10 protein-coding genes are annotated in these 15943 nt (G+C 57.9%); 2 read left to right on the forward strand and 8 right to left on the reverse strand.

Going from position 1 to position 15943, the window contains the following annotated elements; translation table 11 throughout:
- The first annotated feature begins 20 nt into the window (after positions 1–20).
- Both RBB81_RS11365 and RBB81_RS11370 read left to right on the forward strand, forming a co-directional pair.
- On the forward strand, positions 21–1505 hold the full coding sequence (locus RBB81_RS11365; protein WP_353073771.1) for a rhamnulokinase: 1485 nt from the start codon (positions 21–23) through the stop codon (positions 1503–1505).
- Between the two features lie 25 nt (positions 1506–1530).
- A complete protein-coding gene (locus RBB81_RS11370; protein WP_353073772.1) occupies positions 1531–2991 on the forward strand; it encodes an RNB domain-containing ribonuclease in 1461 nt (486 codons plus the stop codon).
- A 24-nt stretch (positions 2992–3015) separates the two neighbouring features.
- Here RBB81_RS11370 and RBB81_RS11375 read toward each other — a convergent pair whose 3' ends face one another.
- The 8 genes from RBB81_RS11375 to RBB81_RS11410 all read right to left on the reverse strand — a co-directional run bounded on the left by RBB81_RS11375 (position 3016) and on the right by RBB81_RS11410 (position 15861).
- A complete protein-coding gene (locus RBB81_RS11375) occupies positions 3016–3684 on the reverse strand; it encodes a class II aldolase/adducin family protein (protein WP_179582024.1) in 669 nt (222 codons plus the stop codon).
- A 495-nt stretch (positions 3685–4179) separates the two neighbouring features.
- A complete protein-coding gene (locus RBB81_RS11380; RefSeq protein ID WP_353073773.1) occupies positions 4180–5703 on the reverse strand; it encodes a GH39 family glycosyl hydrolase in 1524 nt (507 codons plus the stop codon).
- 161 nt (positions 5704–5864) lie between these two features.
- The gene (locus tag RBB81_RS11385; RefSeq protein WP_353073774.1) at positions 5865–7442 is read right to left on the reverse strand and encodes a GH39 family glycosyl hydrolase; all 1578 of its coding nucleotides are present in this window, start codon (positions 7440–7442) and stop codon (positions 5865–5867) included.
- Between the two features lie 421 nt (positions 7443–7863).
- The gene (locus RBB81_RS11390; RefSeq protein ID WP_353073775.1) at positions 7864–11397 is read right to left on the reverse strand and encodes a TonB-dependent receptor; all 3534 of its coding nucleotides are present in this window, start codon (positions 11395–11397) and stop codon (positions 7864–7866) included.
- Positions 11398–11916: 519 nt separating this feature from the next.
- A complete protein-coding gene (locus RBB81_RS11395; protein WP_353073776.1) occupies positions 11917–12273 on the reverse strand; it encodes an STAS domain-containing protein in 357 nt (118 codons plus the stop codon).
- 201 nt (positions 12274–12474) lie between these two features.
- On the reverse strand, positions 12475–13353 hold the full coding sequence (locus tag RBB81_RS11400; RefSeq protein WP_179582029.1) for a sugar phosphate isomerase/epimerase family protein: 879 nt from the start codon (positions 13351–13353) through the stop codon (positions 12475–12477).
- 187 nt (positions 13354–13540) lie between these two features.
- Positions 13541–14860, reverse strand: a complete 1320-nt coding sequence (locus tag RBB81_RS11405; RefSeq protein ID WP_353073777.1) for a Gfo/Idh/MocA family protein — start codon at positions 14858–14860, stop codon at positions 13541–13543.
- Positions 14861–14928: 68 nt separating this feature from the next.
- Positions 14929–15861, reverse strand: a complete 933-nt coding sequence (locus RBB81_RS11410; protein ID WP_353073778.1) for a sugar phosphate isomerase/epimerase family protein — start codon at positions 15859–15861, stop codon at positions 14929–14931.
- Between the last annotated feature and the right edge of the window lie 82 nt (positions 15862–15943).

Raw genomic sequence — 15943 nt, forward strand, 5'->3', positions numbered from 1 at the left:
TGCGATAGGAGAGGCGCGCGATGAGACAGACGCCAGATGTGGCGCTGGTTCCGCAGGATACGCGGGCTTTAGTGGCGGTGGACCTGGGGGCAGAGAGTTGCCGGGTTTCGCTGCTGCGATGGGTGGCGGGACAGCCCGTGATTACGCTGGTGCATCGGTTTGCCAATGCTCCACGTGAGGCGGATGGTGGACTGCGATGGGATTTGGGCATGATCGAAGCCGGGTTGGAGCATGGGCTTCGACTCTGCGCGGAGATTGCGGTGGATGGCGTGCGCTCGATTGCGGTGGATGGTTGGGCTGTGGACTATGCGCGCGTGGATGCAGATGGAAAGGCGCTGGCTGATCCATTTTGTTATCGCGACGAGAGAACGATTGAGGCGGAGCAGAGTCTGCACCTCGAGATTGCGCCTGAGCGACTGCGCGAGTGCACGGGGGTGCAGTTGCTTCGTATTAACACTCTGTATCAGCTGTATGCGGATCGGTTGCAGGGACTGCCTGCGGGCAGTCAGTGGATGAATCTTCCGGAGTATATTTTGTCGCGTTGGGGTGGCGCGCGGGTGGCGGAGTTTACGAACGCGACTCATTCGCAGATGGTGGATCTGAATTCCCGGAAGTGGTGCGGGGAGATCTTTCAGGCGGCGGATCTGAATGTTGGTCTTGCGCCGACGCTGGTTCCGCCGGGGACTGAGGTTGGCAAATTGAGTGGCGAGTTGGCGGAGCTGGCGGCGTTTCGCGATACGGTGCTGATCGCTCCGGCTTGCCATGACACTGCTTCGGCGATTGCGGGAATTCCTGCGGTGGGGGATGATTGGGCTTACCTCAGCTCGGGAACGTGGTCGCTGGTGGGGACTGTGCTGGAGGAGCCAAGGAATGATGCGGCTGCGGCAGCGGAGAACTTCACGAATCTTGGAGCAGTGGGAGGAAGAGTCTGTTTTCACAAGAATGTGAACGGCATGTGGTTGATCCGGCAGTGTCTGCATGAGTGGGCAGCGGGGGGGCGGGAGTGGACCGTACCGGAGTTGGTGGCTGCGGCGGAGAAGGTGGCGAAGCCGGAGGGGCTGTTGGATGTGGACGACGCCGATTTGCTGCTGGCGGGCGGGATGCCGCAGAGGATTAATGCGCAACGGGTGAGGATGGGGTTAGTGGCTTTGGAGGAAGGACCGGAGAATGCTCCGGCTTTTGCGAGTTTGATCTTTCATAGCCTGGCGGCTCGGTATGCGGAGGTGCTGGAGCGCGTGGCGTACCACAGTGGCAAGAGGTTAAAGCGACTGTTTGTGGTGGGTGGTGGGAGTCAAAATGATTTTTTGAATCGGCTGACGCAGGAGGCTACGGGGTTGGAGTTGTTTCGTGGCTCGGCGGAGAGCTCGACGGTTGGGAACTTTGCGGTGCAGCTGGCGGTGCTGGAGGGTAGCCGGGATGATGTGACCGGTGCGGATGCAGAGCAGGTTTCGCGTTGGGCGGGGCGATTGGCATTGGCGCTGGAAGAGGCGGTTACGAAGAGTTAGCACTCGCGTGGTAGGCTTCCCTTGCATGTCTGCTCATCCTTTTGATCTTGTTGCTTCTGCCTCCGCTGAGATGGTTCGCGAAGGTTTTCGTACCGATTTTCCTGACGGCAGCGACGCGCAGGTGGCGGCGATTCGTGCGGCTGAGGGAGCGAAGGCCGATGCGGATGTTCGCGATCTGCGTGGGCTGTCGTGGTCTTCGATCGACAATGACACTTCGCGGGATCTGGACCAGATTGAGGTAGCCGAACGCGTGGAAGGTGGGGTGCGCGTTAGGGTCGGGGTTGCCGATGTTTCGGCTTCGGTGCTAAAGGATACGCCGCTGGATCGTCATGCGGCGGAGCAGACACAGACGGTTTATACGGCGGTGCGGAATTTTTCCATGCTGCCGACGGAGCTTTCAACGGATCTGACTTCGTTGAATGAAGACGAGGATCGGATGGCGGTGGTTGTTGAGTTTGTGGTGGACGGTCAAGGGAAGGTGCAGGACACTGCCATCTACAGGGCGCAGGTTCGGAACACGGCGCAGCTTGCGTACAGCCACGTCGGGCCGTGGCTTGAAGGGAAAGCGGGGCCGGATGCGAAGGTGGCTGCTTCGGCGGAGTTGCAGGAGCAGTTGCGATTGCAGGATGAGGCGGCGGTGGCGCTGCGGGCTGAGCGAGTGAAGATGGGAGCGCTGGAGTTCAACCGGGCGGAGGCCGATCCGGTGGTTGTGGATGGCAAGGTGGAGTCGATTGGCACGGCGTTTCATAACCGGGCGAGCGATTTGATTGAAGAGTTGATGATTGCTACGAACGAGACGATGGCGCGGACGCTGCGGGCTGCGAAGCGATCTTCAATTCGTAGGGTGGTGAGGTCGCCAGAGCGATGGGCGCGGATTGTGGAGCTTGTGGGGAGGTATGGGACGGTGTTGCCGGGGAATCCAGACTCGGGCGCGCTGAACGCGTTTCTGCAGGCACAGAGGCAGTCAGATGCGGTGCACTATCCGGATCTCTCGCTGGCGATCATCAAGCTGATGGGGCCGGGCGAGTACGTGCTGGCCAAGGGCGATGAAGAGGAGCAACAGGGGCACTTCGGGTTGGCGGCGCAGGATTATTCCCACTCGACGGCGCCGAACCGACGCTTCGTGGACCTGGTGACGCAGCGGGTGGTGAAGGCAATGCTGGCGGGGGAGGCTGCTCCTTATACCGACGATGAGCTTGAGGCGATTGCGAAGCACTGCAATGAGAGGGAGTCGGCTGCGCGTAAGGTGGAACGGGCGATGCTGAAGCGAGTCGCAGCGGTGGCTCTGGCCGGTAGCCTGGGGAAGAGCTTTCATGGAGTGATTACCGGCGCGAACGATAAGGGGACCTATGTTCGGGTATTCGATCCTCCGGTGGAGGGTAAGGTGGTGCGAGGCGCGCAGGGGCTGGACGTGGGGGACATGGTAGATGTGACGCTGCTGCATACTGATCCGCAAAATGCGTTCATCGACTTCGCACATGGGTGAGGCTGGAGGACGTCTATGGTGTTGCTAAGTTGCGTTGCGGAGGTATTTTTGTTTTGCGCGGCGCAGATCGTCCAGTTGATCGTCGCTCAGGGTCTGCGAGGAGCCTAGCTGGTGGGCGACGAGGCGGATGTGGGCGAGGTGCTCGACGGTCTCCATCTTGAGGAAGGCGTCGAGGAGCGTGGGACCATACGCTACGGCACCGTGATTGGCCATGAGGATGGCGGTGTGATGGGGGATAAAGGGTCTGAGGCTGGCCGCGACCTCGTCGGTACCGGTGGTGGCATATTGTGCCAGTGGGACTGAACCGAGGGTCATGACGGCTTCCTGGCAGAGCATCTCGTCGAGGGCGCGGCCGGCGCAGGCGAAGGCGGTTGCGATGGGGGGATGGGAGTGGACGACGGCTTCGATGTCCGTTCTCATCTGGTAGACGGCGAGGTGCATGCTGAGTTCGCTGGTGACCTTTCGTGAGCCCGTGAGCTGACGTCCTTCGAGGTCGACGATAACCATGTCGGAGGGGCGCATGAGGTACTTGCTCATGCCGGTGGGAGTGACCAGCAGGCGCTCCTGATCGAGCCGGACGGAGAGGTTTCCTGAGGTTCCCGGCATAAAGCCGAGCCGCGAGAGCCATCTGCCGAACTGCACGAGTTCGCGCCTCAATTCAACTTCTGGTCGGCCGATACATTCTTCGATCATCGTTCCTCTTTCGTTGCCATGAAGTGTAATCCCATTCCGGTTTTCAAAGTGCATGTTTCCTCACGGGATTTCGAATGGAGATGGTTTTATTTGGATGATCGGTTTTGGCGAAGAGGAGCTTTGCCGGTTTCGCCTATTTTGGCGGAGGCCATGAAGAGGTGAGCGGCGGGAGCGGGCCGATGACGGACGGCGCACGGCTGCCAGTCCGATGGAAGCGATGTAGTCATACTGTCCGCAGTCGGGGTTGCCCCCAAACTGGCGGGGAAATGATTTGGTTGAGAGGTCCGCATAGACGGTCATAGTTGTTCAGCGAAGATACACTCTTCGGGGGTCTTTGGTAGAGGAGAGATTTCTTTTATGACAATATTCGCCAGGTCGAGGGTTCTTGAATCTCTTCCTGTCTGGTCGAATGATGCGGAAGACAATGTTGACGCTCTGGGTATGGATGCCCCGAGCCTCGCTCTGAGCAAGTGTGATGGCTTGGGCTGAGCCGATTCAATGTCGTGAGTTTTCGACGTGGATCAGTAGCAGCGCGTTCGGACTGAGACTAAGGTGTAAAGTTCCATTGCTAAGTTCCATCTCTTCTGGGGCGGGGAGTGCGGTCTCGCGGTTTAGCTGCTCGGCCTGTTCCGGTGTCGGGTTTTTGGGCTTACCCATGGCGGCCCACTGCGGCAGAACATTTCCATGGGTCTGGTCGACTCGTTGAATCGCGGCCTTTGCGTTTTGTGGGACACCGAGCAGATGGAGGGTTAGTTCGCGGGAAGTTCCCTGTTGGCCGGGGTCAACCATATTCCATGCCGCGATCGCCAAATCTCCGTTCGCCGTTCGCGTGACGATAACGTTGTTGGAGACGTTGGCAAGGCGTTGATCGCCGAGTTGGTGTAAGAGCCCGTAGGCGTAGTAGCTGGGCTTGTTGATTCCGTCGAAGGCGCGTAGGCCGAAGTCTCCGCGAAATGGGGTGCTGGTGGGACCGCCTTCTTCGAAGACGTCGGAGAAGGTCCAGAAGGAGAGCATGTCGACGTTGCCGTCGCACTCGCGTACTGTGTTGGCCAGGGCGGGGCCGACGTAGATCGTGTCGCGAGCCTCCATCATGCCCGGAACGTTCCATTCTGTCCAAAACAGCGGCAGGTGAGGTGTGGCGGAGCGGTTGATCTCTCCACGAACCTTTGCGATAGCGCGACCGACTCGGTCGTCCATGGGGATGTCTTCGTTGGTGCCAAACATGTTGTGGACGGTGTCGTCGGCGTATCCATGGGTGGAGACGAAGTCGACGGGGATGTGATTTTCCGCGGTGTGCTGGAGAAACTCGGGGATCCATTGAGCCGCGGCCGTTGCTGGTCCGCCTACACGCAGACGAGGGCTGACGGATTTTAGAGTGCGTGCGGTGTGGTCGTAGAGTTCGAAGTACGATTCTTGCCGGGGGATGCCGTTCCAGAAGTCGATGTTAGGTTCGTTCCATACTTCGAAGTACCACTGGGCGACTTCGTCGATGCCGTATCGCTCGACCAAGTGCTGGGCGAAGTGTTGGATGAGGTCGTCCCAACGCTCCATGCTCTTTGGTGGCGAGACGTTTTGTTTGTACCAGAAGGGGTGGAGAGCGTCGGGGTTGAAGGCAAGCTTCTTGGGCATGAAGCTGATCTCTACGACCGGACGAACACCGTTCTTCAGGAGGCCGTCGTAGATGGAATCGACGTAGGCGAAGTTGTAGACGGGGTTGCCATGCTCGTCCTCGTTGTAGACGCCGACTTCGTCGTGAAGGATCGCGTGAAAGCGTACGTAGCGGAAGTCCGCTACTTTTTTAACAGCGCGCAGGTCTTCTCGGTAGGCTTCGCGCAGGGTGAGGATGGCGCGACCGGAGCCGAACATCTGCTCCCAAAAGTGCGGAAATGGAGTCGTCGTCGCGTGGGGGTCGATGGTGACGACTTCGTCGCCGGACGCCTGAGATTGAGCGAAGGTCGGCCACGCAATGCACAGAAGAATCAGAGAGAGCGGTAGGAACTTGCTTCTGCGGCTAGTCATTGTTACCTCGTTCTGGACGGAGGGAGGCGTTTGGAGAAAATTTTACTTGTGACGCAAAGCATTGTGACGAGTCGTTAGTCTGCGTTTCACTTCACGTCGAGGAGGCACAGGCTTAACTCAAGAGTTCAGGACCGGGCCCGAGTCGCTCAAACAGCGGCTGTTTATTTGACTACAAGAAGAACGAGGCCGTGTGGCGGCACAGTGATCTGCAGATGACCGCCCGAGAGCCGCAGTTGTTCTGCAGGTTCCATTGAACCGGCTGCTTTCAATTGTTTGATCTGGCCCTGCGTGAGGCTGCCACGCGGTCTTCCCATTGTGTCAAATGCTTTTACTGCATTTCCGTGGTCGTCATCCAGTCGCAAGAGCTCAACTTTAGCGTTTGATGGAACGCCGGCGACGGTCACCTGGAAGTTTTTGTCTGTGCCCTTGCTGGTGGGGGGTGGGGTATAGGCGGCGCCGGTTCCGAAGGGTGGTGCATAGTTCCAAAGAGCGACTTCTACGGCGCCATCGTCCGATCTGGTTGCCAATGCATCCTCATTCTCGAGTTTGATTCTGTGGTCTCCAAGGCGATGCAACATCGCGAAAGCGTTGAATGATGGCTTTGGAATGCTGTCGGCGGCGATGAGGCCAAAGCCACCGTAGAATGGCGTTCGAACGACCCCCTGTTCCTCGAAGACGTCGGAGAACGACCAGTAACTCATCGACTCTGTGAGGCCGTCGCATTGGCGGATGTTATTCGCTAACCAGGATCCCATGTAGGTGGTGTCCGTTACGTCGGGCTCGTTCGAATAGCTGGCGTTGTACTCACTGAAGAGTAGCGGCATCGTGGGGTAGGGAGAGGAGGCGATCTCGTCGTGCACCTTTTTTACTGCGCGATAGACCATGACGTCTCGCGGAATCTGTTCGTCGGTGTGGAAGACATCTTTGGCGGTGTCGTTTGCGTAGACGTGCGTTGAGGCGAAGTCGACGGGGATGTTGTGGTCTTTGCAGTGCTGGAGGAAGTCCGCGACGTATGCGGCCTGGGCCGTCGATGGTCCGCCTACGCGAATCCTTTGACTCACTTTCTTGAGTGCGAGCGCGGTGTGATCGTAGAGTTCGAAGTAAGTGGGCATGTTGGGTCGGCCGCCCCAGAAGTCGAGGTTCGGCTCATTCCAAACCTCGAAGTTCCAGGTGGCGACTTCGTCGATGCCGTAGCGGTCGATCAAGTGCTGGGCGAAGGCGGCGATCATGGCATCCCAGAGCGCGTAGTCCTTAGGTGGAGATACGACTGGTTTATAGAAGAAGGACTGCGTCTGGTTTGGGTCGGCTGCCATCTTGCGGGGCATGAAGCTGAGTTCTACGAAGGGGCGAACGCCGTTTGCGAGAAGGCCGTCGTAGATCTGGTCGATGTAGGAGAAGTTGTAGATGCCGGCGCCCTGGACCTTTTCGGGAGGCAGTCCGGGATTCTGCGTCGTTGCGTCGGGGTCGTAGAGGCCGACCTCGTCGAGAAAGATGCCGTGGAATCGCACTGATTTGAAGTCGGTTACGTTCTTGACGGTGCGGAGATCGTCGCGGTAGCTCTGGCGGAGAGAGAGGATGGCGCGGCCGGAGCCGAAGGTCTGCTCCCAGAAGTGGGGGAAGGGGGTGGTGGGGGCGCCGGCGTCGATGCGGATCTGCTCGGGCTGCTGGGCGGCGAGGGGGAACGAGCTGAAAAGGGAGAGGCTAAGCGCGGCAAGGGCGAGAGTGCGGGATCGAATCATGAGGGATCTCTCCAAGGGTGTGCAGCTTGTGGTGAATTCATGGTGACAACGTGATGTTTCGGTGGTGCGACGTGGTGAACTAACACCATGTTCGCGTGGTGCGGGAGCAGGAATGACGCGGGTTTCGTGGTTTTTGTGTGTAGAAAAATACCTGGATAAAAATGCACCATAAATGAGGCAGCCACTTTTCTTGGGACCTTGCCCTTCGAGTTCAGGGAAGGCAAAGGTAAAGACGAAATACAGGATCCTTCGGCTTCGCTCAGGATGACGACCGAAAGGATCTTGGGTGACGATTCAAAGTGACGACGAAGGGCTCTGGTTGTCCACAAACAACTTAGGTTACGACGAATAACTTTGCAATGACGGTGAAGAACTCCCCGTCTGCACCTGGGTGGATTTGGTGCAGACGGGAAGAGGTTGGCTAGAAGCTGAAACGGGCCTGGATGTTGACGGTTCGTGCACCGAGAGCGGCTTGTGCCTGGCCAAAGTTTTTGGAGGTGATGACGTTGGAGATGCTGGAGGTTTGAAAGTTGAGGTTGTTGAAGAGATTGAAGGCATCGGCGCGGATCTCGAACTGCGCGTTTTCTCCGAGGATGGGCATTTTGGGAAGGCCGAAGGCTTTTGTGATGGTGCCATCGACATCTTTATAGCCGGGGCCGTCGAGGGAGTTACGAGCTACTCCCGGGAGTTGTGGCAGGGCTGCCATTGCGAGTGGACCCGATCCGGTCGGGACGGGTGCGGTCGGTGGGACGTAGTACGCGGTCCCGCTCTCAGTCTTGGCGAGTGGGAAGTTCTGGTTCAGGCCGTTGCCTACACCGGGTCCTGATTTGAAGGCGTCGTTGCTGGTGCTGTGACCTGCTCCGCCGAGATAGGTGGCTGGACGCAACTGGCTGTAGCCGCTGCTGGCGTAGTAGAGGCTTCCGGGTGCATTGAAGACGGGGGTCCATGGGAATCCAGTGTGAATGTTGAAGATGCCGCTGACCGACCATCCGCCGAGAACCTTCTCCATCCAGGCGCTAGAGCCGTGGAAGAAGACGGGCTGCCAGAGGCCGTAGATCTTGAACGCTTTGCCTACGTTGTAGTCTGAGCGGCCGCGAGCTAAGTATGGCGCATAGGGGTAGGGGTCCTGATAGTAAGGGCCGGAGCCGTCATCCATACTCTTGGCCCATTGGAACTGAGCGTCGATTTGGACGTGATGCGACATTTGATGTTTGAGGCCTGCGAGGAAGGCGTTGTTGTTGGACGCTCCATTGTTTCCGAAGAGCTGGAGGCTGTTGACGAGTGGGTTGAGGGGAAGACCCTGAGCGACAGCGGTGACGTATTGGTTGGAGTTGACGATGACGTGGCGGGTGGTGCTGCCCTGATATCCGACCGTTGCGACGAGTTGGTAGGGAAGCTGGAACTGAGTATCGAGCGAGTAGTGCTGGGTATAAATGGTGGGTAGATTGTGAGGGAGAGATACGAGTCCGACGCCGCCGGCGACAGGCAGGTTAGCACTGTTGAAGGTGGTGATGGTGTGCGGGTTTGGGGGATAGCCGAAGAGTGAGTGAGGATCGGACGCTATCCCGTAGACGATGCTCGAGTTGATGTTGGCGGGGCTGGCGCTGGAGAAGTTCGGACTGACGACCGTCGGCGGGTTGCTAGCAACGTTGCCCGCAATGGCAATCTCCTCCTGGTTGTAGTTGAGGCCGTAACCGCCGCGTACGACGAACTTCCCATTGAAATGAGGCGGGCTGAAGTTGAAGCCAAACTGCGGTCCGAAGTTACCTTTCTGTGAGTTGTAGAGTGTGCTGCTTGGCCTGATGCTAAGACCGCTGAAGGTGCTGGTGCCGGAGCCCAGGATGACAGCGTTAATGTTATTTTCCTTCGAACCGAAGGGCCCAAAATAGGAGTAGCGAAGGCCGAAGTTGAGGGTCAGATTTGGGAGAACCTTCCAATCGTCCTGAGCGAAGAAGCCCCAGAGGTCTTCGCGTGTGTCCTGACGGTTGGTGGCTGGAGTGCCGGTGAACGGATTGAAGCTGCCACTTTCGGAGCTCGGTGCATCGTTCAGGAAGTCCCAGTAGTTATAGAAAACATAGCTGGGACGGGCGGAGTAAGTTGGGTTGTTGAGGTAGTAGAGGCGTGTCAGTTCGCCGCCAAATTTGATGGTGTGGTTCCCTAAGATTTTGGTTGCGATGTCTCGGTAACTATAAGTCCACTGGTTGTAATCGCCGGGGCCGGGTGCGCCGAAGCTGCCGATGGAGGTTGTGGCGATACTGCCGAGTGCTCCGATTGAGTCGGTGGGTAGGCCGAAGGGCGCCTGCGGGTTGGAGCCGATCTCGTTGTAGCGATATCCTGCCGCGTTGGCACGAGCTTCATTCAGGAAGGAAGGCGTGAAGATATGGTTCCAGATGACGGAGAAAGCGTCATTGATCTGTTCGTGATGGAAGAGATTGTAGGCGCGGATGGAGCCGTTGTATTGAGTGACAGTCTGCGGCACCCAGTAAATGGCAAACGCTATGTGATCTTTTTTGGTGACGTCGGAGTCGAGGCGACCGTTGTACTGGCTCTCAGTGATGGAGCTGGGATTTGACAAGGTGTAGTTGGCGATATCGGCTACATTGGAGAGTCCACCGCCGACTCCAGGATTCGCGGTGCTCTGCCATGTGAGGTCCTGGGTGCCGAGACCTGTGGTGATCGGCGAACCGATGTTGAGGCCCTGGCCCGGGATGGTGCGGCAGTTGACGTTTTCGGTTAGTCCTACGTTCGCGCAGGTCTGGTTGATGAGGCCGGCGGAGCTGACGCCAGCCCCCGGGAATGTGAGGAAGGTCTTCGAGATACTGTTAGCGGGTGCAAGGGCCGCGAAGGCTGAGGTTTCATACCAACCTGTGCTGGTGACGGAGGAGCTGTTTCGCTGGGTTTCGTAGGCAAAGAAGGCGAAGAGGCGGTTCTTTAAGATGGGACCGCCGATGCTGCCCCCGTACTGGTTGAATCGTTGAGTGTCTCTAAGGAGACCGCGTTCCGAGGCCGTGCCCGGAGTGAGCGAACCGGGGCCGTTGTACTTCTGGTAGGCGTTAAGGCCGGGACGGCTGGCGCGAAAGAACAGACTGCCATGGAAGTCGTTGGTGCCGGCCTTGGATGTGACCTGGATCTGGGCTCCGCTGAAACGGCCGTTCTCTGCATCGTAGGTGTTGGAGACGATCTTGACGTTACCTACGGAGTCTTCAGTTGGGGTGATGACGGAGGTGCCGCCCCACACTGCGCTAACGGTACTGATTCCGTCGATCGAGATGCCATTGGTTTCGTATTGACCGCCGTTGGAGACGGCCTGGGGCCCGTTTTCGGTAGCGAAGATACCGGCACTGGCGTTGGTGCCGCCTGGACCCTGAGTACCGGGTAGATTGTTCGTGCCACCGGCGCCCCCCTGCGAGCCGTCGCCGAAGACTCCGGGCGCGAGTTGGACAAGTTGGAAGACGTCGCGGCCGGCGGATGGGAGATGCTCGATCTGGTTGCTGTCGACGGTTCCGCTGGTTGAGGCGGTCTCGGTTTCAAGAGCGGAGATCTGATCACCATTGACGGTGACCGAGAGAGAGGTATCGCCGAGCGCCATGGTTATGTTGATGGCGTTTGACTGCTCGGGAATGATATGCACGTCTTTGATGATTTGCTGCTTGAATCCCTTCGCGTCTGCGGTGAGGGTGAAGTGGTCCGAGGGAAGAGCGTTGAAGTTATAAACGCCGCTGTCGTTGGAGGTTGCGGTGAGTGCGCGGCCGGTGTCATTGTCGGTGAGGGTGAGGGTTGCACCTGGAATGACGGCGCCTTCGGGGTCGGCTACGGTTCCCTGGATGGACGCGCGGAATTGAGCGTGAGCGGTGACGGCGCACAGGCTGAATATGATCGCGACAACGGCCGGGCCCAGCACAGAATGCAGGAACCTCGTGAGATGAGTGGTGTTGCTGGAATGAAAGTGTTGCATTATGCCTCCTGATTGGAAACGTTTGAGGAAATCTTCGCCATGGCTGAACTCTCTTTGGAGACAGGGTGTGATTTAGGCAAACGTTTGACCGGTAGAGACTATGCACGTCCCGACAAATGACTGTCAAGGTTGGGCTTTGAGGCTTACAGGCTCATGAAAAGATCTGGAACCTCTTCTCGTCGATATCGGTCATAGGGCTCGGAACAGGTAGCCTGCGGCAGGGCCCAGCACATTTGACTGCTCTTCTCATGCGTCCAGGCGTGGATTCCGAATGGCAACGTTCCCTCTACGGGGCTGAACGGCGAGGGTCTTTGACCATCGGTTCGCGGTCTCAGAGATGCGTCGGTTGGAATTTGGACTTGAGAGGATTCAGTGCAAAGGATCTCTACACGCGGGTTATGCTTCTTCCGCACTAATCTCTATCGAGACAGAAGGAAGGTAACAATACAACACAGTCGCCTAAAGCGATCGTGTGCGTCGATCCTGGAGCCAGCGTTTGAGAGGCGCTGTGTTGTGTGGTCACTCAGGATTAGAGAAAGAGGATATAGCTTCCTGTTCCTCGGAAAACACCTCAAAGAGCGGTAAAAGGTTGCACATCTTCAAGGTTTGCGTTACTTGCTTCGATGGATTTACGAGTTTCAAGGCCCCGCCCGCCTCTTTCGTTGAACTCATGATCATCACCAGGAGTCCGATGCCGCTCGAGTCCATGCGGCTGATGCCGGTGAGATTGAAGACGAACCGGGTCGCTCCATGAGCAGTCAGACTGTCTATTTTTTGTCGCAGGTTATTGACCGGAACGCCGAGGACGAGTGCACCGCTCAGTTCAACGGCTTCTATTCCCTCGTGGTTCCTGATGTTTATCTCAAGTGTGTTCAATGCTGCTCCTTCATCTCGACGACCGCCCCTCTGGATTAGCCCATCGTCATTGCTTGTGTCGACTGTCAAATCCGTCGGCAGCAGAGAACTCAGCCGCGCCAGCCAGCGGCAGGATAACATTCTCGCGCTAACAATGACATCGGACGACGAGATTCATATCGGGGCGTGACTCGGATTGCTTGTAGTGGAGATCTGGCGGGATCAGCCGTGGGTTAGATATCCCATTCCGGCCAGGACGCCTCGCATGTAGGAGAAGCTGGCGATGACACCTGGCATTGGGTCGTCGGCGTGGACCTCGTATTCCAGGTCGACGAAACCTTTGTATTTGGTTTTGATAAGAGCCTCGAAGATTCCTCTCACCGGCATAATTCCGTCTCCCACGGCAACTTGGCTTTCTTTGCTTTCGAAGTTGGTGAGGTCCTTCATGTGGACGTTGAACAGGCGTGGACCGACCTCGTGAATGGCTTGAACTACATCTGTGCCCGCACGGACGGTGTGGCCGACGTCGATGCAGCAGCCGATGCGTGGGTCCATGTTTTTGACGGCCTTGAGGATATCGAGCGGGGAGTGCCAGAGTTTGTCTTCGGGGCCGTGATTGTGGATGGCGATGCGGATGTCGTATTCCTTGACGAATTTTTCTACGCGGGGAAGGGTGTCGGGCGCTGGGTCGCCGGCGACGATGACGGAGATTCCGGCGCGTTTGCAGTACTCGAACTTGCTGCGGATGTCAGCATCCTCGTCTTTGGCGAAGTAGATCGCTCCGGCGGCGTGGAGCTTGATGCCGGCGGCGGTGTAGTCTGCGAGTGCCTTGCTCTCCTCCGCTGGATCCATGGGAAGATGATCCTTGGTGTCCTTCACGTTGAGTTCCGTGACGTTGAGCTGCTTCATGAAGCCGATCATCTGTGCGCGGGTGAAGTTGCGGAAGGTGTAGCTGGCCAGACCAAGTTGAATGGGAGACGGCGCTCCGGCGGCGTGCGAGGGCTGCAGCGCCAGGGAGGGAAGGGCGTTGGAGGTGATTCCTGCCGCCGCGAGGAGAGCGCCGGATTGGACGAAGCTGCGACGTGAGAGCGTATTGGTCATGAGTGGTGGGGGCTCGCGCTTTCCTGAAGTTCGTTGCTGAGAAGAGGTTTTGCGGACGAAGGTTGTGGTAGGTGATAGCGACGAAAGTATTTGGTTGCTGTTGCGATGTGGACAGTATCGGCTTCCCACCCTTCGCAAAGGCGCGAAGGGTGGGAAGCCCGAGCGTCACACTCTGTTTTGAAGAAGCCTAGAGGTGAGGCGCCCAGCCTTTTTCGTAGTCGCGGCCCCACATCTTCATGGCTTCAGAATCATGCAGCACCTTCCCGTCGGTGTTATCGAGTTGAAGCTCGCGGTTGACCTCCCAGGCGACATTGGAGAGTTGAAGCATGGTAACGGCGACGTTTCCAATGGAGACGGGAGCGTTGAGTTTCTCACCCTTGCGAACTCCGGCGATGAAGTTCGCGAAGTGAGCGTCGGTCATGGAGTCGCGGCCGGTGAGATCGGAGGAGGATGTTTCTTTTCCAGTTGCAAACTCGCTGGTCTTGTTTCCTTTGAGATCGTAGATCTCGTATCCGTCGCGATCGACGAGCACAGAGCCAGTGGTTCCCATGATGGCCGATCCACGGTCTCGGTTGTAGTACTTCATTCCCTGGCAGCTCTTGCCCTCCCAGGTGATCATCTTATCGGCGTAGTAAAAACTGGTGACGAGAGTGTCATAGAACTGCCAGTCGTCCTTGAACTGATAGCGTCCACCGGATGAGGTCACCCGGTCGGGGAAGTCGACACCGAGTGCCCAACGGCAGACGTCGATCTCATGAGTGCCGTTGTTGAGGGTTTCGCCGGTGCCATAGGTTCGGAACCAGTGCCAATTGTAGGGTTGAATGTTGTCGGTGTAGGCACGTCGCGGCGCGGGACCCTGCCAGAGGTCCCAGTCGAGCTGCGGCGGTACGGGCGCTTCCTTGCCTGTGCCGATCGACTTTCTTACGTTGCTGTACCAGGCCTTGGCGAAGTAAGCACGGCCAATCAGGCCGTTGTGAATCTTGTCGACGATCTCAATGGTGTGGGGTGAGGAGCGCTGCTGGGTGCCCATCTGGACGAGCTTTCCGTACTTCTGCTGGGCTTGTACGAGGAGCGCGCCCTCGGCCGGGTTGTGGCTGCAGGGCTTTTCGACGTAGACGTGCTTACCTGCCTGTAAACCAGCGATGGCCATTGGGGTGTGCCAGTGGTCGGGCGCAGCGATGGTGATGGCGTCGACGTCCTTCTGTTGAAGGATGTGGCGAAAGTCTTTTTCGGCTGCAGGTGCTTCGCCCATCTCTTTTTGCGTGTCGTCGGCGAACTTCTTTAGCGTGTTGCTGTCCACGTCGCAGACATAGGCGATACGTGCATCTTTCTTGTTCGCCTTGAGCGCGGAGAGGTGAGCATAGGCTCGGCTTCGAACACCGATGACGGCAAAGTTGAGGCGGTCGTTGGAGCCGAGGATCTGCGCGTAACTCTTTGCGGTTGATGCGACAGCGAGGCCCGCTGCTCCTACTGCTAGTGTGTCGAGAAACTCTCGTCTGGTAATCATTGTTTTTCTCCCATGGTCTGAAACGGCACAGAATATCTTTCGAAGTGATGGCTGCCGCTCGAGACGGTCTAAAAGGTTCCCGAGTTCACCAGGCACTGCTTCATGCCAGCCCAGCTGATTCGCGTGGAGGCTTCCGGGGTGCCCGCTCCGCGCCAGTGCGTTTCGAGGCTGACGGCGTCGCGGTAGCCGGCTTGTTTTAGGGCACGGAACTGTGCGGTCCAGTCGACGTAACCTTTATCCACGGGCGACCAGACGATCTTTCCTGTGTCGTCCTTGACGGCGTTTTTGCAGTGGCAGTGGTGGATGCGGTTTTTGGGCAGAGCGTCCCAGCCACCGGGGAAGGCGTCGAGTTCGCCGCGCATGACGGCGTTTCCGGCGTCCCAGTTGAGGACGAAGTGCGGGGATTGAATGGCTTCGAGGGTCTTTGCTGCCTCGCGGCCGGTGGCAGTGTTGCATGCGAATTCGTTTTCGATGACTAAGAGAATGCCTTGTTGGCCGGTGATCTCAGCGGTGGCTCGAAGCTTCTCGTTGATGGCTGCACGGTAGGGAGCGACGTCATCCAGGCGCCAGAAGTCGAAGCAGCGAATCTTGTCGGTCTTGAACTGTTTTGCGAGAGAGATGGAACGAGCGAGGACTTCGTCCTGCTGCTTGTAGGCGGACTCGGCGGCGCCGTGGAGGTCTTCCTTGGAGCTGTATTGGGACTTGGGGGCGCCGGGCCAGTCGACTTTGAAGAGTGGGCTCGCGATGTCGGTGACCTGAAGGCTGTATTTCGCGAGGATTTTCTGAGCTTCGGCAATCTCGGCGTCGGAGACGGTTTGGAGATTCTTGCCCCACATCTCGCGCAGCTCCACATAGTGCAGGCCGAAGTCGTTCGCGATGACGGAGCAGGCATGATCAAAGTCTTGCGAGATCTCGTCCGAGATGACTGCGATTTTGAAGGGGGATTGCGCCGCGGTAGGGAGGCCAAACAATGGTCGGGCTGCGGTGGCTGCAACGGCCATTCCGGCTCCTGCTAGAAAATTTCGTCTGGAAACGCCTGGCATGTTTCTCCTGTTTGTTCGTGGTTGAAAGGAATCGATAGTG

Source organism: Tunturibacter gelidoferens, assembly GCF_040358255.1.
Lineage (GTDB): Bacteria > Acidobacteriota > Terriglobia > Terriglobales > Acidobacteriaceae > Edaphobacter > Edaphobacter gelidiferens.

Bases quoted from the DNA above. Each gene is read 5' to 3' on its own strand.
- RBB81_RS11380 (WP_353073773.1), bottom strand. From the start codon at position 5,703: ATGACTAGCCGCAGAAGCAAGTTCCTACCGCTCTCTCTGATTCTTCTG.
- RBB81_RS11390 (WP_353073775.1), bottom strand. From the start codon at position 11,397: ATGCAACACTTTCATTCCAGCAACACCACTCATCTCACGAGGTTCCTG.
- RBB81_RS11365 (WP_353073771.1), top strand. From the start codon at position 21: ATGAGACAGACGCCAGATGTGGCGCTGGTTCCGCAGGATACGCGGGCT.
- RBB81_RS11370 (WP_353073772.1), top strand. From the start codon at position 1,531: ATGTCTGCTCATCCTTTTGATCTTGTTGCTTCTGCCTCCGCTGAGATG.
- RBB81_RS11410 (WP_353073778.1), bottom strand. From the start codon at position 15,861: ATGGCCGTTGCAGCCACCGCAGCCCGACCATTGTTTGGCCTCCCTACC.
- RBB81_RS11405 (WP_353073777.1), bottom strand. From the start codon at position 14,860: ATGATTACCAGACGAGAGTTTCTCGACACACTAGCAGTAGGAGCAGCG.
- RBB81_RS11385 (WP_353073774.1), bottom strand. From the start codon at position 7,442: ATGATTCGATCCCGCACTCTCGCCCTTGCCGCGCTTAGCCTCTCCCTT.
- RBB81_RS11375 (WP_179582024.1), bottom strand. From the start codon at position 3,684: ATGATCGAAGAATGTATCGGCCGACCAGAAGTTGAATTGAGGCGCGAA.
- RBB81_RS11400 (WP_179582029.1), bottom strand. From the start codon at position 13,353: ATGACCAATACGCTCTCACGTCGCAGCTTCGTCCAATCCGGCGCTCTC.